At 49.9% G+C, this 25527-nt stretch carries 16 protein-coding genes; 2 read left to right on the top strand and 14 right to left on the bottom strand.

The window, feature by feature from the left end:
- Positions 1-30: 30 nt before the first annotated feature.
- The 12 genes from SY83_RS13445 to SY83_RS13390 all read right to left on the bottom strand — a co-directional run bounded on the left by SY83_RS13445 (position 31) and on the right by SY83_RS13390 (position 19062).
- On the bottom strand, positions 31-1416 hold the full coding sequence (locus SY83_RS13445; protein WP_068607288.1) for a hypothetical protein: 1386 nt from the start codon (positions 1414-1416) through the stop codon (positions 31-33).
- Between the two features lie 25 nt (positions 1417-1441).
- Positions 1442-2908: a hypothetical protein gene (locus SY83_RS13440; protein WP_068607286.1), complete on the bottom strand. Its 1467-nt coding sequence runs from the start codon at positions 2906-2908 to the stop codon at positions 1442-1444.
- A gap of 25 nt (positions 2909-2933) precedes the next feature.
- A complete protein-coding gene (locus SY83_RS13435; RefSeq protein WP_068607284.1) occupies positions 2934-3746 on the bottom strand; it encodes a carbohydrate ABC transporter permease in 813 nt (270 codons plus the stop codon).
- An 8-nt stretch (positions 3747-3754) separates the two neighbouring features.
- The gene (locus SY83_RS13430) at positions 3755-4648 is read right to left on the bottom strand and encodes a carbohydrate ABC transporter permease (protein WP_068607282.1); all 894 of its coding nucleotides are present in this window, start codon (positions 4646-4648) and stop codon (positions 3755-3757) included.
- Between the two features lie 19 nt (positions 4649-4667).
- Positions 4668-5996 carry an ABC transporter substrate-binding protein gene (locus SY83_RS13425; protein ID WP_197479854.1) on the bottom strand — a complete coding sequence of 443 codons (1329 nt, stop codon included), beginning with the start codon at positions 5994-5996 and terminating at the stop codon, positions 4668-4670.
- A gap of 213 nt (positions 5997-6209) precedes the next feature.
- Complete coding sequence (locus SY83_RS13420; protein ID WP_068607277.1) at positions 6210-6896, bottom strand: FadR/GntR family transcriptional regulator; 687 nt, start codon at positions 6894-6896, stop codon at positions 6210-6212.
- A gap of 89 nt (positions 6897-6985) precedes the next feature.
- Entirely contained in the window at positions 6986-7729 is a 744-nt protein-coding gene (locus SY83_RS13415) for an SDR family NAD(P)-dependent oxidoreductase (RefSeq protein ID WP_068607275.1), read from the bottom strand.
- Positions 7730-7756: 27 nt separating this feature from the next.
- The gene (locus SY83_RS13410; protein ID WP_068607273.1) at positions 7757-8440 is read right to left on the bottom strand and encodes a FadR/GntR family transcriptional regulator; all 684 of its coding nucleotides are present in this window, start codon (positions 8438-8440) and stop codon (positions 7757-7759) included.
- A gap of 5 nt (positions 8441-8445) precedes the next feature.
- Positions 8446-9330, bottom strand: coding sequence for a 4-hydroxy-tetrahydrodipicolinate synthase (gene dapA, locus SY83_RS13405; protein WP_068611099.1), 885 nt, complete (start codon positions 9328-9330; stop codon positions 8446-8448).
- Positions 9331-9507: 177 nt separating this feature from the next.
- Positions 9508-11922 (bottom strand): glycosyl hydrolase family 28-related protein, encoded by a 2415-nt coding sequence (locus SY83_RS13400; RefSeq protein ID WP_068607270.1) that lies wholly within the window; start codon positions 11920-11922, stop codon positions 9508-9510.
- A gap of 126 nt (positions 11923-12048) precedes the next feature.
- On the bottom strand, positions 12049-16662 hold the full coding sequence (locus SY83_RS13395) for a glycosyl hydrolase family 28-related protein (protein WP_068607268.1): 4614 nt from the start codon (positions 16660-16662) through the stop codon (positions 12049-12051).
- Between the two features lie 210 nt (positions 16663-16872).
- Positions 16873-19062, bottom strand: coding sequence for an alginate lyase family protein (locus SY83_RS13390; RefSeq protein ID WP_068607266.1), 2190 nt, complete (start codon positions 19060-19062; stop codon positions 16873-16875).
- A 188-nt stretch (positions 19063-19250) separates the two neighbouring features.
- Between SY83_RS13390 and SY83_RS13385 the strand changes: the two genes are divergently transcribed.
- Positions 19251-21077 carry a cache domain-containing sensor histidine kinase gene (locus tag SY83_RS13385; protein WP_068607265.1) on the top strand — a complete coding sequence of 609 codons (1827 nt, stop codon included), beginning with the start codon at positions 19251-19253 and terminating at the stop codon, positions 21075-21077.
- Complete coding sequence (locus tag SY83_RS13380) at positions 21074-22696, top strand: helix-turn-helix domain-containing protein (RefSeq protein ID WP_068607264.1); 1623 nt, start codon at positions 21074-21076, stop codon at positions 22694-22696. The genes SY83_RS13385 and SY83_RS13380 overlap by 4 nt, the downstream gene beginning before the upstream one ends.
- A gap of 66 nt (positions 22697-22762) precedes the next feature.
- Here the strand turns inward: SY83_RS13380 and SY83_RS13375 are convergent, their stop codons facing one another.
- Together SY83_RS13375 and SY83_RS13370 are read right to left on the bottom strand one after the other, a co-directional pair.
- Positions 22763-24391 (bottom strand): extracellular solute-binding protein, encoded by a 1629-nt coding sequence (locus SY83_RS13375; RefSeq protein WP_068607262.1) that lies wholly within the window; start codon positions 24389-24391, stop codon positions 22763-22765.
- Positions 24392-24644: 253 nt separating this feature from the next.
- Positions 24645-25514, bottom strand: coding sequence for a carbohydrate ABC transporter permease (locus SY83_RS13370; protein ID WP_082882520.1), 870 nt, complete (start codon positions 25512-25514; stop codon positions 24645-24647).
- Positions 25515-25527: the final 13 nt, after the last annotated feature.

Below are 25527 nucleotides of genomic sequence, written 5' to 3'. Positions count from 1 at the left end.
GTCTAGTTCTATTTCATCCATCAGTATTCGCTAGGGTCTTTCCAGTGTGACCACATATCCATCCTGAGCCGTTAACCAGTCAATTGTTAAGGTCACGCTATTGTTGTTTACATTTAATACTTCATTCAACACTGTAATCGGCGTGTTAACTTCGCCATTGTTATTGTAAGGAATTTTCTTGACTACAACTCTCACCTGGCCATTGTTGATTAAGTAGGAAGCCTGATCCAACCTATTGATGTTAATGTCGATCAAACCGGTATCGTTCAGCCGGTTGCCAAGTACTATCTGGGCTTGATTTAGCGATGCGTCTTTACCTGCCACTCCGTCAAAGTTCATGCTGTCTGATGAAACATCAACTATGGTTCCTGTAATATCGGCATATGATTTGTAAGCCCACCACTGTCCTTTTTTGAGATAATTGTTACCCGATTTGATAAGAATATGTCCTATCGTTCCGTCATTGGCTGTAGTATCGTATCCCGTATTCTGAATATTGTCTTCTTTCCAGATGGCATGAAGTCCCGGGATTTGAGCTTTTTCAAGTCTTGCGATTTTCCATAAAATATATCCCGGATTCTCCTGCAGCGGGTAACCCGGATAGTTCCAGGCATACTCTTGCTCCATCATTGTGGCTGTGTTGAATCCTCTGCTATTCTTCAACTGATACAAGTCTGAAGCATCCGCGTAAGTATCCTCACTGAAATGCCAAGTTATGATGTCCGGTTTAACATTGTTTGCACTGACGTATTGTAACCACGAATCTAACCAATCGTGATCGTATCTGGAAATATCCGGACCAACGAATTTCGCATCCGGAATCCGATTCTTAATCAGATTATAAGTTCGCTTCCACATTTCTCTATATTGGGATTGTGAAGCCCCCCAACTGTTACTTAAATCCGGTTCATTCCATATGTCCCAATAGAGAACAGAGCTATTCCAGTTGTTATTAATAACACTGGTGATAACCTGATCTACGGAATCTTCCCATAATGTCCATTGTCCGCCGTCACCCGGCCATTCATTAGCGGAAGCATTATACCCGATGTCATATAGAAAATCATATAATACCAGTTGATATTTGGCACCGGCCGTGACGCTGCGGTTATAATAAGCCTGCGCTTGACTCCAACGAGATGCGTAACTGGCGTATTGGGGGCCGATGACCATCGTCCCGGCTCGCAACCATTGCGGTTTAATGGCTTCAAACAGACTGGAATCCGGATTCTGTCCATCATCCGTTAAGCCATACAGAAACCCCGAACCCCAATATTGCGGCGTACCGTTCTCAACCGACATATCCACGGTAACCGTTGCTACGGCTGCCTTCACCACAGGTAATCCTTGATTTAACATAACAATCGTCACCAGCAAGACCGTTAAAGCCGCCGTAACTTTCATTCTTGAAATCACAGAAATCCCTCCTGTTATTAGTGAATCAATAGAACGTTGCCGTATGGGGCTCTTTGGCAGCCGTTATGGACGTATGAAGCCAGTGCCAGAACCGGAACCAATCCATCTTGTCATTTACAGTCTCACTGTTTCCTACGGTTATAAGCTTCTGTAATGCCGTCCATTTGGCGCTCAGCAACTCACGATGCTCTTCTGTCAATGTTCCCGCATCCCAATGGGCGAACAGAACAACAAACGCTTCTCCCTCTGCCTCATCATGAAACACCTGCCCCAGGGTCTTTCTGCCGAAATCCCGCAAAGTATCATTCGGCCAATGTGTGAAATGAGAGAAGGCCAGGTAATTAAGTGCGGAAGGAATATGCCGCGAAGAAACTTCCCCTTGGATAACAACCCCTTCCATACCGGAGTCATGAGCGCGCGCGCATCCTTCTTTAATCGTACTCACCACACAATCGTATCGGCTTGCGTTCCATTGACTTCCCTGATGCAATAACCCTACCCCTCCCGGAATCGGAGGCTTCAGCTCCTTGGGCCACATGGGATTATCGAACATTTCCTCAGGTCTTCCATGATCCAAATACATGGTTAAGGGCAACGGCTTTTTGAGCACCATCCCTGTTATCGTCCATTGTATGGTTTCAAGACTCTCCATCCGATCCAATAAAGCCGGACGATCACAGAACATGAATCCTGTCGCGTTATCCCGCTCTCCCTCACCCGGAATGAAACCGGTATAGGTAGCCCAGGTGTTGAGCAATTGTTCATCTTTGCGTTCACCTATCGCTTCTAAACAGCGCAACGCCGTGTCATAACCTAAAGCCTGATGTCTGAAAAACTCAGGATCCTCTGCAGGCCAATTCTGCTTATGCGACTGACAAATCTCGCAATGACAGACGATAAAGTCACCGTTCTCGATGTTGACGCCGCCGATCGGGAAAGCTTCAAACAACCATTGCAAACCATCCTGGATCCATTGCTTATAAGTGGGGTCGCTAGGACAAATCCCTTGAATGCCGCTGTCCTCGGCGGCTGTCCCGTCCGGCAGCAGCAAAGTGTAATTGAGCGGGTCATGGCCGTCGCCGCTGTCTTTGTTTACCAGCTTCGCTGAGGGATGTTGATCCAGGAATGTATCCAGATTGAATCGGTGCTGTCCTTCATAATAAGGTCCTCCGTACCAAGTCAGACCAATACCGGGATAGATATCTACACCCTTGGATGCCGCATATTCAGCCACCTCTCGCGCAAACACTTCACCTCCGTGGGAATCCCGCAAGAAACCGTAAATGACGATCCCGGGAATACCCAAACCTGCCGCGAAGTCCGTTAGCAGACGATAATCTTCCTTGAAGGTCTCCGGTTTCTTCAGATATCTGTTATAGCAGCCGTAGTTGATGATTCCGGGATCATCCAGCACCCAATTCGTACTGTGATCCCATGTCCATAAATAGGATTTAGGCAATGCGGAAGCCGGTCGTTCCAACGTCCAGATCATGTATACACCTCAATTCTTATATTCATTAACCTTTCACAGAGCCAAGCGTCAGCCCTTGTACCAAGAACCTCTGGGAGAAAAATATAAACAAAACAATCGGCAGCACAATGACGACACTCATCGCGGAGAGCGCACCTAAATTCAAGCCCTTGTCTGTCAGGAAGCTCGTGATGGCAATCGGCAACGTCTGACTCTTTACCGATGAAACAGCGGAGGCAAACAAGAATTCGTTCCAAGATAATTGGGCTGTCAGAATGGCCGATGCCGCCATACCTCCCGCGGTCATCGGGACGATGATCTTCATATAGGACTGAGCGATATTAGCCCCGTCTATTCTGCAAGACTCTTCAATTTCCTTAGGCAGATCCGAGTAAAATGTTGTCATCAATAACACGACGAAAGGAATAAATAATCCGGTTTGCGCCAGAACGATTGCGCCGATCGTATCCAACATTTTTAAATCTTTCATCAGAATATAATAGGGGATAATTGTTGTAATCTTGGGATAGAAACGAACCATAACAATAAACAACACGACAAAGGTAAGCCAGCGGTATGGCAACCTGCTGAGCGCGAACGCCGCCAAGGATCCGAACACGACCGAAGCCGCGGTCACCAGAATCGTTACCGAGAGAGAATTAATCAGGTACTGACCGATTTTCATTTTGGTAAAAATATAAATATAGTTCTCAAAAGTAAGCTTACCTGTTAACAACATTCGGGCGGATTGATAAAAGTCATTCTGCGTCTTAAAGCTGCTAAATCCCAGATTAAGAAGAGGCAGCAGCATAATCACCAGAATACAACCGACCAGCAAGGGTTTGACGATTTTACTCATAGTGCCTCCTAATACAATCGGGATTCTGTATGCTTTTTCCACTTCAACAATATAGCTGCATAGAGGAATGATATGATCATCAACAACCAGGAGGAAGCCGACGCGTAACTGATGTTGAAATATTTAAAACCTTGAAAGTATACATATAACGAAGCCATGTACGTACTTGTTCCCGGACCGCCATTCGTGAGGGAGTAAACAAAGTCCACAACGAAGAAGGTATCGATAACCACCATCATCAGAATAAGGATTGTAGACGGCATGACCAGAGGAACGATAATTTTGGATACAATTTCGATGCGTCCCGCACCGTCGATCTGCGCCGATTCTTTCAGGGAAGGATCTATAGAACTAATCGCCGCGACGTATATGATCATGACAAAAGGAATCCAGGCCCAGCACCCCGCCATAATCACTGCCCACATGACAGCATCCGGATTTCCCAGCCATTCCGGCCCTTTTATGTTCAGAAGACCGAGAAATGCGTTGAGCAACCCGGATTGTGAGTTCAACATCAACCGCCAGATCGTCCCGACGGCAATGGGAGCAATCGCCATCGGAAGCATCAGCAGCGTTCTGGAGAGCCTGATCCAACGTCCTCCGCCCACCAGTAGAAGGGCCATTAAGAACCCTGCAATTAGTGTAATTACAGTGGTGAAAGCCATGAATTGGAGGCTGCGGAGAACACTGGATCTGAACAAATCATCCTGCAAGAGCTTCGTGTACTGGTCGAAACTGAATGAACCTTGCGGTACGGGCGACTTGGCCAACGACCAGTCGATAAAGCTTACATAGAGCGAATAGACTAGCGGATAACCTTGCGATACCCCGATAATGAGCAGTGCGGGAATTAGAAATAATAGCAGCGTAACACGGTCCTTCGTTCCATAATGCAATCGCATGATCTCACTCCATGTCAGCTTAATCGGCAATCTGATTGTTACGTTTAGCGGATTCCATCAGTGAAGCGGGAACTTCAAGCGTCTTCCATTTCTCATTAATCGTCTCGATGCCTTTCTCGGGAGTCAACTTCCCGGAGAAAATATCGCCCAACGTAGCGGTCATGAAATCCTGTGCTTCACCGCTAAATGGAGGATTCTGCGCGCGTTTAAGATTGGCGAATACACCAGGGAAATAATGTCCGTACTTCGTCATCAGATCTTGATCTTCATAAGTTGATTTATAGATTGGGGAAATACCATAAGTTTCAAAATAGTGTTTGTCATTTTCTTCCGACGCGAAATTCTTCATCCATTCCCAAGCTGCATCCTTATTTTTGGATTCTTTGGGCAAATACATTTGCCATAAGCTCAGCAGAACAAGTCCTGGTTCCGGATACGGCGCAACCGCCCATTTCCCCTCAATGGCGGATTTCTCGGCGTCATCCGCGTTGACCCGAACGAAGCTGGGCCAGCCTTCCAGCACAGCGGCTTTTCCGTTGATGAACATCGCATTGGCTTCATCCCCGCTCATACCCGTAATATTCTTGGGCCCCAGCTTGTAATCTTCCATTCCAATCCGGATGGCTTCAAGCGATAGTTCTGGATTCAGTTCATACTTACCGTCTTTATTGATAAATTTCCCTGCATATCTGGACATGAATACATAAGGTATATCCGTTACTCCCCCGCCTACATAGGCCACAATGCCGTCTTTAGAGAACTTCTCGTCAAGTACTTTGAGCGCGTTCTGGAATTCATCCCATGTCTTCGGAAGCTCAAGCCCGGCTTGCTCGAATAAATCCTTACGGTACATCAGCCCTAACGCATCAGCACCATAGGGAATGCCTATCGGTTCACCGTCGACATGCTCGCTTTTTTCCATAAGCCCTTCCGTCAGGGTATCCCCGAAACCATCTCGGTCGATATACTCCTTCAGCGGACTGAAATAGCTGTATACATCGGCCAGATAATAGCTTCCGGACATAACGTCATAGTTACCCGAAGCGGTAATCAAGTCATTGGTGTTCTTTTGTCTGAGGTCCACCCACGGGAAGGAAGCCACCGTCGCGTTAATTCCTTTGTCCTTCATCTTTCCAGCCAATTCTTCCGCGGCCAAATCATAAGTACCTGACTTCATATAGGTCACCGTAATATCCCCTGTAACCTTTTTCTCAGCCGCAGCGCCCGTTTCCGTTTTCTCTGAGCTTTCAGTCATAGCAGGGGTATTCGAACCGTTATTAGACGAACAAGCGTTAATGACCAATAAGCTGCAAGCCATAAACATTGCGATAAACTTCCTGTTTCTCATGGGATCCACCATCCTATTTTTTTAATTTTCTGACTTTTTCGGAAGTGAAAAAACCAAGCTTGTCGTATCTCTCCTCCGCCTTCAACTCACTGTCTATAGTGATAAAATGAGATTGTTACTACATAATAAGATCCCAATCTCATAGGACAGAAGCATTCATCATATGTAACATGTCATGTTGTATGTTTGTCAGACAATAGTGTTTAAAAAAAATCACTTTAGTTTCTTAGCGATTTTTCCTACATAATCGAAATGTTGCTCCATTGCAAATATAACCTTTAAATAATCCTTCTCCCGAATGGCATTGACAATATTCTGGTGTACCTCGACCTCATAATCCGGGTTATAGTTTAGTTCGTATGCCGGTTGTTGGATTTTAATCAGCAGTTCATTCAACATATCATTCATTTTCATCAGAACTGTGTTTTGCGAAGCTTCACTCAAAGAGATATGAAAGGCGCGGCCCGCTTCGTAAACTCCCGCATTGTTCTGAATGGCCTGACTTAGTTGATCAACAGTGCGTTGCATATTGTCGATATGCTCAACCTTGGCCCGTTTCATGGCAAGCAATGCCATCTGGGTTTCCAAGATAATACGCGCTTCGTGAAGCATGTCGACATCTTCGCTGATTACCATCTCGAACATATCTGAATTGATCATGGATACTGCGGAAACCTCTTTCACGAATGCCCCGCGACCCGGATGGCTGTCTATCAGATTCATGCTTGCGAGCATTCGCTTGGCTTCGCGTACGGTGGACCTGCCGACATTCATCATCTCCATAAACCGCATCTCGTTGGGGAGCTTTTCATTCGGTTTGTAATATCCGGACTTAATTAAATCCGTGATCTGTTTCACGACTGCGTCCGCCGCTCCTACCGTCTTCACTTCTTTAATCATCTTTACCTCCACCAGTATATATTGTCAGACAATTAAATATTTGAAGAGAATATATCATACCAGGTTGCCCGTTGTACAGATAAATTTTTCTATATTCCGGAAAGTAATCCGCCGTCCGCTAACAGGGTTTGGCCTGTCATATAGTGCTCGGTCAGCAGCAAGAAGAGAATTACATTCGTTATCTCCTCCGGTGTACCAGTCCTGCCGAGCGGGATTCGTTTTTTTAGAGTCACAAAAGGTTCCGTATTAAAGATCTCCCTGTTCTTATCCGTCTCGGTCATCCCTGGTGCGACAGCATTCACAATGATGCCATGAGCGCCAAGTTCCAATGCAAGTGATTTCGTCAATTGTACCAAAGCGCCTTTAACTGAAGCATAATGCGCGACTCCGTGTTCAACCGCGAAGCTGTTAATCGAAGCTACATTCACGATCCTGCCTTCTCTGCCTTCCTCCACCAGCACACGGGAGAAGGCTTGCGCGAAATAGAAAGAACCGGTCAGCCCCACATCCATTACTTTGGCCCAACTGGCAGGTGTAATTTCAAGAAAGGGCTCATACACAGAGTAAACCGCATTATTAACCAGATAGGTAACGTTACCCCATGATTGTTCCAGTTTCTTCACGACTTCCGTGACTTGATGAACGTCGGCTATGTCCACCTTATAGAACCGGGCACAGTCCGCTCCAAACTCTTCACAACACGCCAGCGCAAACATTTCACCGGATTTATCAACATCCACAATAGCTGTGTTAATATTGCGTGCGAGCAGCCCCCGCACAATCGCGCGTCCAATCCCCCCGGCTCCGCCTGTGACAATTGCTGTTTCTTTCATATAAGATTCCTCCTATGAGCCGGCAGCTTAGCGCTTCTCCGATATTTCTCTCACATATTCAAAGTGACGGTCCAGCGCTTCCATGAGCATTTCTTTATTTCTGGCTTTCAGAGCGTCCACAAGATCCTGATGCACTTGAATCTCCTTGTCGGGGTCGTATTTCTGTTCGTATCCAGGCTTCTGAAGTTTGACGAGCGTACTGGATAACAAATCATGAATCTTAATCATGACCCGATTATACGAGGCTTCACTTAACGCTTTGTGAAACGCGGTCCCGGGTTCATAAACATCTCCGCCTATGGTAATTGCTCGTTTAAGAAGCTCTACGCATTGCTGCATCTTTGCCAAATCCGCCTCTGTCGCGCGCTGGAGAGCAAGCATCGCAATCTGGCTTTCAATTAGAATACGTGATTCGTGAAGCATCTCTTCTTCATCCCGAATAAGCATTTCCAGCATATCTTCATTAAATATGGAGTCAACAGAAACTTCTTTCACTATACATCCTTTACCTGCGCGGCTTTCAATTAGATTCATACTTGAGAGGATCCGCTTCGCCTCTCGGATCGTGGAGCGCCCCACATTCATCATTTCCATTAATTCCATTTCACCCGGAAGCTTCTCATGGGGCTTAAAGTATCCCGATTTTATTAAGTCCATAATTTGCTTCGTTACGGCTTCAACTGCCCCTAGAGGCTTGATTTGTTTTAACATGTTCATCAACCTTTGTTATGGTATATGTATAGATAATCACGGTAATCTTCAACTACTATGGTTAAGGCTTGAGCAAGTTCATTGTCTACAGGCAATGCCGGCAGTTTGGGTTCACCCACTTCGAAACCAGCGGAATGCATCAAGTACTTTAATGCGGCAGGAATGGTTGCTTTACCTGTTGCTTCGTGAAGGGGTTGTATGAGTTGCTGAAGATGTTCGGCTTTCTCCCTTTCACCGCTCATATAGCTTCTGTAGATCTCAACGAATAAGGTCGGAACAAGATTGGTGAGTGCAGATATGGCTCCGTCACCGCCCGCCTTCAACACGTCTAACCATTGCGAATCCGTACCCCCGAGGACAGAGAATTCAGGACCGGCATAATTGATATAAGATGTCGTCAGATCCATATTACCGCTTGTATCTTTAATCCCAATGATATTGGAATGAGAAGATAATGTCTTTACCGTATCTGGTTCGAGTATATTTTGAGTGAACAAAGGGATGTTATAGAGCAGAATGGGCAATGAACTCCCCTCCGCAATGCGTTCGTAGTGGTTCAGCAGCTCAGCCTGAGTAAACTTCATGAAGTAGGGTGTAATGACACTCAATACATCCGCGCCGAGATCTGCCATATTGCGCGACATTCGGATTACGTCCTCTGTAGAGTTGCCCCCAACCCCCACATGAACAGGTAATCGTCCGTTGGCCTCATTAATTACCGTCTGAGCAATGAGAAGTTTGTCATTCGTACAGAGGGCATAAAATTCACCGGTTGTTCCCAGCACATACAGACCGTGGACACCTGAATCCAGGAATCGGTTGACCTGCTTTCTGAGGGTGTTTACGTTCACCGATTGATCCGCATGAAGCGGTGTGATTAAAGCTGGCATAACGCCTTGAATTTTACGAGCATTGTTTCCGCTTATCAAATTCCAACCATCCTCTCTCCTATACGATTGTCTGACAATATATACTATAATACATTTTAATAAGAATAAGTAGACCCTTTCACGAAAAATAAAGCCGACCCATGTTACATCGGGATCGGCTTCAATTGAGTTAACCCATTATGGTACCACCCTGCTCACCGTATTGCTGTAATAGGAACTGCCGAGGTTATTCGTGGCCTTAACCCGGTAATAATACCTTGTGCCTGAAGGAAGACCTGTATTGCTGTACGCATCGATGTCCGGAATCCCGTTGGAGTTATAGATGACGACCCACCCGGAAGTATCGCTTAACGAACGCTCAACGACGTAGCTTCGCTCGGACATCGTATTGTCGCTCCAAGTAAGGTTAACGACACCTGTCGCACCCGCGGAAGAAGCGAGATTGGTAGGTTGCGCCGGTACCGAATAGCCGACATAAAGCGGCAAGACGAATGACTTCACGATGGCAGACGTCCCATTCTGCTCCGCTTTCCGCCAGGATCCCCCGGATTGCAGCGCGGCGGACGTTAGAAATGAGGTGGTGCCCCCCTTCGTTTCGCTTACGATGGTTGAGAAGGCTCCCTGCGAGGTAACGGTGCCGCCATTGTCGGATACGCTCCGCGATTCAGCGCATCCCGCATAGGAAGTGCTTGACGTATGATCAATGAAGAACGGAACACTTCCCGCATCATGAACCGGCGTGCTCTGACAACCAAGCACTTCCGTCGCGCCGCCGTTTACCGATTGCACCAGGGTTGTCGGCCACTCTGATTTTAAACCCAGTATCCATAGCCGCGCCCCGTCGTTCATAATATTAGGGTTGCCTTGCTCGGGATTCAACTGCCTTGCCCAGGCGCGTTGATTCTTGAAGATAAACGCCGGTTGTGCCGGTGAATCCGGCGTCTGATTAGGCAGCACGTGGAAATCTTCCATATATACATTGCCTGTACCCAGCACGCTGCCGTCTCCCCCGGTATTGCGATAACCATAGCCGTTGCGAACCGAAATGTGCTTGAAGATTAGCGTCTTCGATGAAGATTGGCGTGCAAAGTATTGGCGGCCGCCCGCCGTCCCTACACGCAAACCTTCAACTAAAATCGTACTCGGTGATCCTGAAGCATTCACAAAGTCGAACAGCGGCTTGGAAGGCAAGGACGTCTTCACCGTACCGATAGGGTCAATCTGCGCATACATTCCGATTATTCGCTTCACATATGGGCCAACCGTGATCGTGTCGCTTATTCTATACCGGGACCCTACATCTGACGTCCCTTTGTTCGTAAAATATACCGTGGACTTTCCGGACAGCATCGCTGCCTGAATCGCGGCCGTATCATCCAGCGCGTCTCCTTGGACGGCCCCGGCTGCGCCGTTCGGATTATAAGTCCATGTGCTCGGATCGGTCACATCGGCCCAGTTGGACGGGTCGTCCTCCGTTGTGGAACTATCGTCGCCTGCCGAAGGTAACGCCGGTGTTTCCTTAGCTTCAAGCTCCAACGAAACTTTGGTGGATTCAAATAAGGAATAGGCGTTGTTGGAGACGTATTCCGACAACGGACTGGCGACGGCAGCCACTGGTGCCTTCGTCATGTCCCGCAAGGCTCCCGCATAGCCTGTAGCACTGACGTCCCTGGCGAATACGAAGCCGTCTTGCACATCCACGGCATAGTTGCCTGAAGCTCCGCCGCTGAGTGTCGCTTTCACCAACGTCAGCATACCCGCGCTTGACCCGCCGGGCACTTGCTTGACCGCCGAAACCGTGTTCGTGCTCGTCAAGTTACGGACGGTAACTACGTGCGCATCGTTAAGAATCCCTGCCGAGCCTTGCCCCGACAGGGTGATGTTCTCCATGGTAGTCGTATATTGTTGATGGGACGTCTTCACCCCGACACTGAAGCCTTGAATTTCCACATTGCGGATCAAAGACGGGCCCGGAATTGTCTGTGTAGCCAAATCCACACCTGTCCCTGTTTGGGCGGCATTCATAATCTTCACATCACAGACGCAGCCTTGATTGCTGGCGATATAAGATATGCCTGCCGCTTTATCATTGCCCGCGCCGATATCGATTTTTAAATTTTGGATACTTGTGTTGAACGCATTGTTCGTCCACGCTATCCCGCTATGAGTCGAGATCACCGCCGTAGGAACGGATGTACCGGAGGTTTTGAATTTATTCGTTTTCGTGGAATCCACGAACAGGCGGACGCCGTCTCTGCTTTGACCCTGCAGAATCATCCCCCTGTGGTTCGCTTCATCGGTCGCCATGACCAACGGGGTATCAATTCGATATTGCCCATTGGGGAAATACACTGTCCGCACGTTATATTTCCCCCTCGCCGCGTTGATTGCATTCTGAATAGCCCCCGCGGCATTCGTGGCTCCCGTAGGATCGGCGCCGTGGTCTTGAACGACGTTAATGATGCCCGATCTGGCATTCGCGCCAGACGAACCGGGAAATACAATATTCTCCGCCGAAGCCGACAAACCGAATCCGAATCCCTGCGCCAAAACCAGCACTCCGCAAACCAACCATCTCCTGATAAGCACCATAAATCAACTTCCTCTCTTAACTGGAATAGACAAGCTGTAACCGTTTACATTATATATGAAAAAGGAACCGCCAACCTTTACAGTCAGCGGAACCCTTCTATTCTCTTCATTCCTCCTTTGTTTTCTTCATTTTATCGTGATGTTCCCGATTAACGGTTCACTCATGCCGCCGCTGTGGTCCACAGCAACAATCCCAAATTTATAGGATTTCCCTGTATCCAACGATTTAGTTTCCCATCGTTGAACATGTCCCGGCACTTTGGCGATCACCTGATTGTCTCGGTAAATCAGATACCCGGCAATCGGCTTTACACTCGCGGCCTGAGGCCATTGAAGCACAGCGGTTTTTTTGGCGGGAGACACAATTGTTAGCGCGCTACCTTGCTGCCAATAAGGCACACCCTTCAACGTTGCAGCTTCGCCGATCAGAAATCCGTGCGCATTCCCGTGAACATCCATAGCTTCAATGCGGAACTGATGTGTTGTCGCTGCTTGTAATCCCTTCAATTCATATACGTTGCCTGTCACCGTCGTGAGTAAAGCATCATTCTGATACAATCGATAGGCTGCGACCGGTGCGCTGCCGACAGGGACCGGCCATTGAAGCTTGACACTGTCGGAAGTAACGTCGCTGGCCTCGATCTTGGAACCGGGACTCCATGTTGAACTTACATGTAACGTGTAGGTACGTTTCACACCGCCGTCCGTGACAACTCGAATGTTCAACTCTCCCGGAACCGCTGCGCCTGCATTGACAGTTGCGGCAGCTTTGCCATAGACGGCATAAGTAACGCCAGTGACCGTAGGCATTGCAGTAACATGGGGAGATACGCCGACATGATACGTTGTGTTCTCCGGGGAGAAGCCTTTCATGCTCACCCCGTCCACTCTTATTTCCTGCAAACGCGCATCCAACGTAGGTTCATAGCCGTACATGACCGCGGAAAGCACACCTTGTGCGTTTAACACACGTACCTTGGATGCGGACACGTTGCTGAAGTGGTACACTTCTTCATTCGTCGTCTTCCCGCTGTTCTTGCCTTTAAATACTGGAGTCCAATTCACTCCGTCCGTCGATACTTCCACTGTAAACGGATTGGAGGCCGATGCACCGTTCTTCCATACCACACCGATACCGTTCATCTGTCTCACAACGCCCAAGTCATACAGCACACTATTACTTTTCTCCACGGGACGAGGTGTCAGATTATAGGACGTATATACGTTGCCGATGTAAGTATAGTTTGTGGATACCAAGTCGGTTGTCGCTAGCCCTGCTCCCCAAGACCCGGAGCTGTACAAGATTGGCGTTGTAACCGGATTCGGTGCCCCGTCCGACCAGATCTTATGATTCTCAACCTTGAATTCGCCGTCCGCATTCGACTTATTCACCATGCGGCGTACATAATTGATGCCCCAGCCAGAAGTATTCATGGTGTAATTATTGGCAATCTGTACTTCCTGTCCGCCGGTTGGCGTTACCCAGAGGCTGTATTTCTTCGTTCCGAGATTCAGCTGAGTCCGCACTTTGTAGGTCTTGTTCGCTTCGTAAACAAGCGTATTCTCCGCTTTCACCACAGCGCCGTCCGCCCCTGCGAACGTACCGTCAGGCTTTAAACGTAAATAGCCGTTTAATCTGCCTGTATTCGTCGGATTATTCGTTCCGTCCACGTAGGAGATATAACCATCCACCGGGGAGCTGTCAATAATCGGAACCGGCGCGCCGGGTTCAATCCGATTCTTCACAGAAATCCGGACCGGATCGGCATAGATGATACGTCCGGAGCCTGCGGTAATCTTCACCTGCAAGCTGTAATCGCCACCCGGAGGCTGCGACCAACGGAAGTTGTAAACACTGTCACCGGCATTTGTCGCCTCACCCAGCAAAGTGGATCCTGCATAGATTTCAATGTTCTTAATGCCCGAAGAATCGGACGTGTAGATGCTGAAATCCACATGAGCCGGGTCCAAGTATACTTGATTCGCCGCAGGCGACAGCACCACAGCATCGACGTCATAGTCGAAGCTGACGCGGCCGATTTGCATCCTCGGCATACCCTCCGTCTGCTCGGCATACCAGTTTAGACCGAGATAAGTGGATTCCGTTACGGATGGCGCAGTCGCCGTATACAATACGCGGCTCATGCCCTCGGTAACGGACAACACCCTTCTTTGGACAGCCAGCGGTTGATAGGATGTGCCGTCTTTGGCAACGGACATGCGCAAACCGGATGCGGCCGCCGAACTAATCAGCTCGTATGTCTCCACCTGTACACGCTCTATGGTACCTTTGGGTGCGCGATATACCAGGTTGGCGTTCCCCGCCTGTTTACCGTCTGACACCCAACGGAACAGATCGCCGTAAACCCGTCTGGAGTCCACCGGTGTATTTACCATATTCGCTGATTTCGAATAGACTTGATCATCGTTATCCGCTTCATCAATCCATGTCGCGAACACATCGTCTTTGGTTACAAACTTCACTTGATACCAGCGGAGCGTTGCATCGGCACCTGTTCCTTGAACAGAAATGAGCGTCAATCCGGGCACGGAAGCAGCCGGATAAACATGGACTTGCGCAGCCGGGTCCGCGGCTATGCCGACTACCGTCGGAACGTTGGTCGTGCCCGAAGGCAGAGTAACCGTAAGATGGGATTCACCGTTGAATGTAACAGGTATACCGTCTACCTTGATTTCCTTTAGAATATCCATGGGACCATAGGCGGTATAGAGCGGAATGGCAAAAGCTCTGGCCGAAGGATCCTGCGCAGCGCGGTGGAATGGAACATCATTCGCGTAGACGTTGCGCGTCACACCGTTTCGATTCTCTTGAGCGATCCATTCGAATACACCGTTGCTCGCCGTATTCCGCGTCTCCGAACAACCCGCCGCGGAGAATTCACTGTCCGTCGTGATGAAAGCCGGCGCTTTCCCCGTCGATTTTACGGTCGCGCTCAGACAGCCGATAAGCTCGGTCTTGCCGCTGTCCCGGGTTTCAATCAATGTGGTTTCGTACTCGGTCTTCATCCCGAGAATCCACAGGCGGCTGCCTTCGTTAATCACTTCCGGCGAGGAAACTTCCGGATTAAACTGGCGAGCCCAAACATTCTGGTTTTTAAAGATTAGACCGGGCTCAGGATTCGCTATAGGCGGATTGAAATTCGCCAGGGTGTGGAAATTCTCCAGATACAGGTCTCCCGTACCCGAATTCCGGTAAGCGTATCCAGCCCGGATGGCCATATCGCGCATAACCAATGTTTTGTTTCTCTTATTTTCAATAAAATAGGAATGCACGTTATTCACGGTTGTCCGCAGTCCTTCGATAAGCACGATCTCATGGGGACCGTCCTCCAGCTTGAACATGGGCTTGCCGACTGTCGTTTTCAGCGTTCCTGTCGGTGTCAGGATTGAAAACATCCCTACAATTCGCTTCACTTTTGCCGGGATGGTGATGGTATCGCTGACGTTATAGCGAGCCGAAGCTTCATCCGCGGAAGTATTCGGGAAATAGATGGTTTCCGCGCCGGAATTCATCGCGGCCTGAATGGCGGCCGTATTATCGGTCAGGCTGTCCGCCTTCGCGCCGTAAGTGCGCACACTCACCCAGGTAGCTGGATCGGGCCACGCCGGTTCCGGTGTCTCTTTGATTTCCAGATTCAGCGAATTCTTCTGAAATGATGTCGCGTGAACGATACCGCCCGTCACGTATTCGTCCACGTTACCTGTTGCCGCTACTTCTACGCCGTGGTCCTTGATAACGGACTTGTAGCCTGATGTCAGCACTTGCCGCGCGAACAAATGGCCGCTGCGAATGTCCACAGCCGGCACAGCAGACGATCCGCCGGTTAACTGGCTGTCAATCAGGGAAATCATCCCCGGTCCTTCCATCGCGTATTGCCCGTCGGGCAGCTGCGCAAGGGAATCCTCAGCCTGCACAATTGCAGGCACCGAGTTAATACTGTTCAGCTTCCGGATGTTCAGCGTATGGGAAGCATTATAAATCCCCGCGATATGCTGTTGTTTCAGCGTAACGTCTTCCATGGTTGTGCTGTATTGTTGCGAGGCGGTCTTGATTCCGTAATCGAAGCCCCTAACCTCCAGCCGTTTAATGAAGGCGGGACCCGGAATCTTCTCAAGGGATTCATCGAAGCCGATATAACCCGCTCCGGCAGGATCGCTCGACTGAATCAGTACGTCCCGAACTGTCCCCTCGTTCGATGCGATATAGACAAGCCCTACCGCGCCGGGGTTGCCCGCGCCAACATCCAATGTCATATTCATGACGCTGAGATTGAAGTTGCTGTTGGCCCAGTTATCCTTGGATCGGCTGGAATTAATCAGCACCTTCGGTTGTGCGGAATTCCCGTATCCGGGCGCGTTGTTGATAAGCTTGATGACGGCGCCGTTGCGGCTCTGACCTTGCAAGATCATCCCTCGGTGTGCATCCTTATCCGTTCCCATAATTAATGTATCGCTAACCTTGTACGTCCCGTTCGGGAAATAAATCGTCCGGGCCCGTAAATTTCCCCGGGCATCGGTTATAGCTTTCTGTATAGCGGCAGTGGCATCCACGGCCCCGGTAGGGTCCGCGAGATACGGCGCTTTCGTTACATCAATGACGCCCGCATCCGCCGGATATTGAATGTTTTCGGCGAATACACGTTGTGCTAATGACAATAATGAAATAACCAGCAGCGCGCAAAGTACCAACGAAATCCGATAAGACTTAACTACAATCACAAATCGTCCCCCCAATAATGATTAAATTTGTAAGCGATTACACATTTTGAAACGTTTGGCCCGACTTATTAGAGATCCGAACATTTCTTTCCCGGAAATGAGAACATGCTTAACGATCTAAGCATGTTCAGCATATCTTAAGCGCGGGAAGAGTCCCATGTTTTATTCCACGGTAATGTGTTTCTTTTTCTCATGTTCAACTCGCGTCAATCACAAAAGTACAACATCGGTAGCAAATCGCATACCCTCAAACTCTACTTCAACCGAGTCCCTCTTATCCGGGATCAAATCCGCGGCCACCGGATTCCCGGTCGCATCCAGAAAGCTCTCCGCTTTCACGGATAAGTGATTGACGCAGATCCGTTCCGTTTCACCGTCCAACTCCACTTCCAGCGCTGTAACCTCCCATGGCTTAGCCTCTCTTCCGCCCACAAGCGCTCCCAGCGTGCGCACCTCCGCGACCTCCGGTTTGCGATCCTCGTAAGGAATGAGCACGGTTACGAATGTCGCATGTCCGGCCAACTGCGTATACTTCACAACAGGCTTCGGAGAATACGTCTGATCATAATAGAACAGCCCGCTCTCCAGCGTAGCATTCACTTGATCTCCTCCATCCGCGCGCAGAAGCATGACATTAGCCTGTCCCTCAGCCAAGGTGTGAATCCGCTTTAAACAAGCGCTGGTTCCAACGTCTCCGGGAGGCAAATGGTAATAGAGCTCATACGTATGCGGCTTCTCCGCCTGCATGATATCCATGACGACACAGTAGCGGTTCTTGACGAACAATACTTTGCGGGAGTGGATGACCGGATCATCGTACCGCGTGTACCCGTAATGACTCGCGAAGAAGAACTCGTACCTCTCATTGCTCCTGTGGTCCCAGACCTTGGCCGGCGCGCCGACGGATGAATCCCAGTGCAGGTTCCGCACGTACTGGTTCTGCCCGTCCACGACCACGGTGTTATGCGCGCGGGTCGAGATGATGTACTTCCGCACGGCGTCCCATTCATAGACGCCCTTGCCCGAATCCACGAGCAGCTCGCGGCCGAACGCGCTGATCACCAAGCTGAGCGCGTCGGCATGCACATGCCCGCCGACGCCGCCGCCCGACCGCATGGCGACATACATCGCCTGCGGATCCCAACCCCCGCGGGCGAGCATATAGCCGCCCTGCGCATACACGGCCGCCAGCGCCTCCGGCGGCCGTGCCTCCATCGCGGCGTAGCGCGCCGCTTCCTCCGGACCGACCCGCAGGGCGGTCAGAACCGGCAGCTTGGCTTCGCCGAAGGCCTTGAAATCGGCGCGGCCGAACAGACGCGCGCCGTTGCTCATCACGGACGTCAGCTGCGCGCCGCCGATCACGTCCGTGTCGCCGAAGCGGGGCAGCTCGCCCGCCGGTGTCCGGAGATGCATGACCGCTTCCAGCATCTTCTCCAGCACGATCACCAAGCCCTCGCCCTGGCGGAGATTATGCCGCTTGCACAGCTCGACGAACTCCATGACATCCCGGAGCACCGTCATATGATACGTCGGACTGGCTTCGAATTGGATGCCGTCTTCGTACACATTTTGCATAATATAACCGGGAAATACCTCTAGCGTATACGTGCGCCACCCCGCCGAAGCCTTAAACTCAGGAAACAGCAAAGACGTATAAAACAATCCCCGCAGCTGCATCGTGGCATGATTGCCGTGCTTCGTATGATAACGGGCGATGTAGTCGGCGTGCTCATAAAACGACTTAATCACCGTCATCCGCACCTCTGGAAGGAACGATTCCGAACTCAGAAAGATGATAAACGCTTCAGGCCACATGAACATCCGGATCCCCGTCGTAAGCGGCTCCCAAGAGCAATGCTCCACAAGGAAGGTGTCGTCCTTCGGAACCGGACACTCCGCAATGAACGAAGCCATTAAATCGTTATAGCACATGGCATAAGCCTCGTCCCCCGTCAGCAAATAAGCGCGGGCAAGCGGCAGCACATAACCGAACCTCGTGAGAAACAACTGGTGCTGGGAAGAATCATGAAACGAACCGTTCCAATCGACGGCGCCGGGCTCGAACTTCATTCTTTTGCTCCCATACAGAGGGATATCCAGGTCAACCACACGTTTGGCTTCAGCGAGGATCGGCTCGTACGCTTCCGGTTGGTATTGATCATGAATAAACGCGGCCAACCCCGGCACATCCTGATTTCCAAAAAAATACCTTTCCCTGCTCGTCGCCTCCACGTAATCCAAATAAGCACTTCTGGCGCGCGGCCAATTCTGCTCCTGGATACAAGCCTGAACAACCTCCAGGCCCGGCCTCCCTGAATCAAGCACCTCCATAAAGAATTCCTCGTCACTTATAAGCGGTTTCGTAAATGTATGATCCTTGCGCAGCTGTCGATAGTTCACACCCACTCGCTCCTTCCCTAGCCATTTAAGTATAAGCCGAACCGGTGTATCTTTTTTTAGCGGAAAAAGTGTGTCTTTTTTTCACCTCGGATCCGTCATGTTCACTGGCCGTGAAATCCTTTACAATTAGATCATGAACACAGACAATCAGCCCGGTCAATCCACCTGACGAAATGGAAGGGAACCCTATGCAGACACCCTTTTGGATGTTTCTCAAAAAAAGCTTTTACGTTCGCACGGTCATGATCATGCTTCTGGTATGCATCGTCCCGCTCTTTCTGCTCGCACTGTTATCGATACAATCCTCGAAATCCATTCTCGAAGCGGAAGTCAATAAAGTGAATTATCAGGTCGTTTCCCAGGTCGGCGAGCGCATGGACAGCGCCTTTTCCCGCATCAAGCAGTTTAGTTATCAGAACAGCCTTTTATCCCTCGTCGACCGTATGGAGGTAGCGCAAACCCAGTTCGACGATATTGAGCAAAAAAGGCGAATCGCGGACGCGGTGGATGCGGAGACCACCGTTATTGAAGATTTAGGTGTGTTTCTCAGCTTGTACACCGACATTACCGGCGATATCTTCACCTCTACCCGGTCCACGCAGAATTTGACGAAATTTCAGAATATCACGCCGCTCGCCCAGTCACCTTTCCGCGGTATCGTGGAGAATTTCATGGAACAAGGCTTGGCGAATTCGTATTTGGACAAAAGCCAGAATCATGCCAATCCCTTACTGAACGGCAACACATTTTATTTGCGTAAAGTTCCTTATAATTCGTATGACGAAGCCCGCGGTGTTCTTGTTATTACCATCCCGGACCTTGCCATGCGGAAGCTTGTCTCTCATATTGACCTGGGTCCTCAAGGATCTGTATCGATTATTACCGACTCGGGCGAGATGATCGCCACATCCAATAGCATGGACAAGACGGAATTCGAAGAACGCACGCAGGCGTTACTCACCCGCTGGGAGTCTCAAGGTAAACCGGATCAGTTCACGGACCATGCCTCCATGATTTCCATGTACCGTCCTACGACGTTTGGCAATTGGCTGGTCATGTCGGAAATCCCGATCGCTCAGATCACAGCTAAGACCCTGGTCATGGAAACGCGCGTGAAGCTCTTGCTGTTCATGATGCTAGGGCTCGGCGTTGTCAGCGTCATTGGCCTCGGATACTATCTGTATCGTCCGTTACAGACTGTGAAACGGCATATCGCCCACATTAAACATGGTCATCTGGAAACGTCCTTCCCGACTTACCCCAACAATGAAATCGGGGAATTAGGCGGCTTTCTTAACAACATGACCCATCAGCTGCACACGGTGATTGAAGAACTGCGCACGACCGAAGAAATGAAAAGGCGAAGCGAAATTCGGGCACTGCAGTCCCAGATCAATCCGCACTTCCTTTACAATTGTCTGAACACGGTCAGCGCTTACGCTTTAATGAACGACACGGTGCACTTTAAGGAACTCATGAACAGACTGTTCGCCTTGTTGCGATACTCCATGGAGAACTATGAGCAGACCGTGGCTTTGCGTAAAGAAATCGCGTATCTTGGCGATTATCTATACATGATGGAACTGCGTTACGGCTACAAGCTGGCTTGGCAAGTGAGCGTCGATGAATCCTTGCTCGACATCAGCATTCCCAAGCTGCTTCTGCAGCCGTTGGTGGAGAATGCCCTCTTTCACGGCATTCTCCCGCAAGGAAGGGAGCAAGGCAAGTTAACGCTGATGTCCAGGGAGGATCCGGTTCGGCAAACGGTGCAGCTCATCATCTCGGATGACGGTGAGGGCATCAGCGCCGATAAGCTGGAACAGCTTCGAATGTACCTGAACCGGCCGGATATAGATGAGAATATCGGTCTGAAGAATGTGGCGGAACGTGTTCGTCTCCTCTATGGTTCAGAAGCCTCCATGGACATTCAAAGCGAACCCGGTCAGGGAACACAGATTACACTGATTTTACCTTTGCACCGTATTCACCATAAGAAGGAGGTTTCCTCAACATGAGTGCAGATGTCGTTATCATTGAAGATGAGAAGCCGATCCGGCTCCTGTTTCACAGTATGGTAAGCAAGTACCCGGAAGTATTCCGCGTTACCGGGGAGGCGTCCAACGGGAAGCTCGGCCTTGCGCTTTGTCTGGAACAAATGCCCGACATCGTGATTACCGATATTACGATGCCTGTTATGGGCGGACTTGAGCTGATTCGCGAGCTGCGTAAAGCCGCGGACGAGGGTCGGCTCCCCATGCCGCAGGTCATTATTCTTACTTGTCACCAAGATTTTCACTACGCGCAGGAAGCGATTCGTCTTGGCGCGGCTTCCTATTTAATTAAAGATGAATGCATGTTGAATGAAGAGGTGTTTATCGGCAGATTAATGGAGCTTGCCTCGCTCCTGAAGAAGGAGTCTTCCCGTACACAGCGTCAACAGGAACTGGAAAGACAACTGCGTACCGGCGAGCTCGATCAGGACCGCAGCCTGTTCCTTGATCTGATCCGCGGCAAGGAGGCGCCGTGGCTCGAAAGGCTGGCCGAATGCGGTGTAGACACGGACAATCAGTCGCCGCTGCTGATCGCCGTGGAGCTGGATCAGGATTCGCTGCGATTCATGCTGGAGGAAACCGAAGAGCTTCGCATTTGGCAATTCGCCGGCGTGAATGTCCTGCAGGAGTTACTGTCACGATACGGTTCGGCCAAGGTTGTGGCTCTGGACAAAGGCAAATTCATCGGCATATGCTCATTAACGAAACCTTCCGCCGAGGGAGAGCTGATCGCCGCGATTCGCCAAGCTTTTCAGACCTATCTGAAGAAGAACGTCTTCTGCGCGACGATCCGCACCATGGATGCCGAGCGAGCCGCCGTGCCTTGGCTGGATTCGCTCCGGGCTTTATACCGGACGGAATTCCGTTTCTTTTATAAGCAGAATCAGGACTTGACCGCGAACTCGAATGAAGACTTATTCTGCTATACGCCGATTGCTCCTGAAGTTCGTAAAGACCGTGTGAAGAAATTACAAATGTCGCTGTACCATTATCCTACCGGGGAAAGCGGCGGAGCTCCCAGTCAGCGTCAGCTCGTCATGGAAGCCGAACAGAAGCAGTGGGACCCCTTGCAAATCAAGAGTATCTTCGTTGAAGCCCTTATCGCTTTCAAGCAAGTTCAGGAAAATATCGTCAAAGAAATATCCCTGGAAACGAGTTTGCTTCTTAAACAGATTGATGCCGCCCAGACCATTCATCAAGTGAATGAAGCGGTGGAAACGTTCCTGGTGAAATTAAAAAATCTGATTAAAGAAACCAAGCTCGAAGACGCGCATTTGCTTCATATCCTGGCTGAAATCGAGCTTAATTTAGACCATCCTTACTCCCTTGAAGATGCCGCGACACGGGCGGGGTACAGCATTCCGTACTTCAGCCATCTGATCAAAAAATTCAGCGGTCTCACCTACATTCAATACGTCACACAGCTGCGGATGAACAAAGCTAAGGCGCTGCTGGAGACGACCGCGCTGAAAACCTTCGAGATTGCCGAACGGGTAGGGATGGAAAACTACCGGCATTTTAACAAAACGTTCAAGCGCGAAGTCGGGATGAGCCCCAGCGAGTATCGGAAGATGTTGCCTTAATGCAACCTTGATCACGACGCAAAAAAGAGGTTAAGCAGCTAATTGCCTGCTTAACCTCTTCGTTATTTACTTCTGTGCCGCGTTATACTGATCCAGGTATTCCTTGCCGATCGTTTCGCCATACGCTTTGACCCACGCGTCGATCTCCTTTTGAACGCCGTCCCACTGCACTTCGCCCAGCACGAATCTCAGCGCCGCTTGGTCCAGCTTCTTGCGGTTATCCGGGTTCTTCGCAAGCGTCTCGGAAGACATGCCGTCGAACGGATTCGGAATTAACCATTCTTTCTTGTTCATCTCGTCAAAATAGGCGCGCTGCTGCTTCACCACTTCCAACGAACGTCCGTTGTTGATATAAGGGCTAAATGGATTTTGAATGATAAAATGGTCCGGACGATCTTTCTTGGTCGCCTCTTTCTGCTCATCCGTCTGGATCACCTCACGAATCGGCGGTACCGCGTTCGCGTCTTTTACATTGACTTCAGAGTAGTGAATGCCTTTGATGCCCAGCGACAAATCGCCGTTTACTTTGCCGTCTGCCGACCAATTCAGGAATTCCACAATACGTTCCGCTTTCTCTTTATCCACCTTGGACGGGATAACCCACAGTCCGTAGTATCCGCTGGTCAGGTTTGTACCGGCTTTGCCGTCAGGACCCGTCAACACCGGAATGAACGCGAGCTCGGCTTTCGGATCATTCTTCTGAATCTTCTCAATCTCCGGTTCACCGATCATACGTACGTTGTTCGCAATTGCGCCAACCACGCCGGATTGAAACTTGTTCGTAGCCTGGTCACCTTTAAGAATCGCCGCATCTTTATCAATGAGCTTATCCGCCCACATGGTCTTCACAAACTCGAGATACTTCTTGTATTCAGGCGTCTGTGACTCATGGACTGCCTTGTCCCCTTCGATACGCCATTCGGCGGGCATACCGAATGCGAAACGGAACGGCGTCGTGTTGCCGAATACATAGTCATAAGTCACATTACCGGCCCAGCTGCCATACAGACTCAAAGGTATGGTCTTTCCGCCGCCTGCCGGATCTTTCTCTTTGAACACTTTCAGAGCGTTCGTCAGCTCATCCACCGTCTTCGGTACGGGTAAACCGTATTGATCCAGCCAATCCTTGCGGATGATGATGTTACTTTCACCGTTACCGAATGAAGCGCGCGGGCGGGGAATACCGAAGTTCTTGCCGTCCACGGCCGTTAAGTTCCACGTCGCTGCAGGAATTTCATCCAGCTTGTTCTTGCCCTTCACCATTTCGCTTACATCATGGAACGCGCCTTGCTTCGCATATTTGATAAACTTCTCGTCGGCTTTCCCTTTTTCCCATAGGATCAGGTCATATTCATTGTTCGTCATTGCAATATTCAATTTATCATTGTAGACGTCACTTGGCACATATTCGATGTCCAGTTCAACATTACCCGCTTTTTGAACCGCTTCCAAAGCTGGGTTCGGCATAGCCGGAGCATCTCCGAACAGAACGCTCATCGCTTTAATTTTTAACGGCCCTTCCGGCTCTGCCGGTTTGTTGGTTGCCGCTTCATTCGGAGTCGTACCGGAGTTTGTATTCTTGTTCCCGTTCGCGCCATTACCATTGCTGTTGCTGCTGCATCCCGCTAAACCGGATACGGCCAAGACCATGGCTAGTGCCGTCGCAGTCATTCTCATCTTGAACTTTGTGTTCATGTCTAAGTGAGCCTCCCTTTATATGCTTGAAATTGTATCATACTTTTCTGTCGTGTTCCCCCACTTGTCGCGAAGGGGCCCACCACCTCCCTCAAAACTTTTATTGCGGCACAGATGCCGGGTTATCCCGAAGAATCAGGTTGTTCACTTCCCCTGCTGCCGTGATGCCGGCTTATCCCCAAGAATCAGGTTGTTCACTTCCCCTGCTGCCCTGATGCCGGCTTATCCCCAAGAATCAGGAGGTTCCCCCCTGCTACTCTTTAACAGACCCCAGCAAAGCGCCGGAGGCGAAATACTTCTGCAGGAACGGATACACCAACACGATAGGCACCAAAGCCAGAATGACAGCCGCCATCTTCACGTTGTTGCCGATTTGGAATTCCATCGCTTCCGAGCTGACTTCCGCGCCAATGCTGGCATTTGCCGACAAGATCATTTGCCGCAGCAACACTTGAATCGGCCATTTATCACTGTCGCTCATATAGAGAATAGCTTGGAAGAACTGATTCCAGTGACCCACCATGAAGAACAGGGAGAATGTGGCTATAATCGGCATGGAGAGCGGAATCACGACAGCAAGCAAAATTCGAACTTCTCCTGCGCCGTCGATCCGAGCCGCTTCGTCCAGACTCTCCGGAAGCCCCTGAAAGAAGGTCTTCATCACGAAAACCGTGAAAGCATTCGTTGCACCGGGCAAAATAATCGCCCAATACGTATCCAGAAGCCCCAGGCTCTGAACAAGTAAATACGTCGGGATCAAACCGGCCGAGAAGATCATCGTGAAGAAGATGAGCAGCAGCATGAGGCTGCGGCCGGGCAGGAATTTTTTGGACAAACCGTAAGCCAGTGTAATGGATACCGCCAGATTGACGATGGTTCCCAGCACGGTCAGATATACCGTATTTTTGATGGCGATTAGGAAGCGGTCGGAGCTGGTCAGCAAGTATTTGTAAGCCTCCAACGTAAAATCTTTAGGTATTAAGAAGAAGTTACCGCCCAAGCTGTATTCCGCGGGACTTAACGATACGGCAAGCAAATGTCCGAACGGCACGATGACCAGCAGGGACAAGGCCGCCAGGAAGGCGTATAACAGCCCGTCAATCAGCGTAAATCTTTCTTTCATGATGCACAGACCC

This window comes from Paenibacillus swuensis, from assembly GCF_001644605.1.
In the GTDB taxonomy this organism is placed as follows: Bacteria; Bacillota; Bacilli; order Paenibacillales; family DY6; genus Paenibacillus_N; species Paenibacillus_N swuensis.
The sequence above is the reverse complement of the archived record's forward strand: the minus strand, read 5'-3'. Positions and strand labels throughout refer to the sequence as shown.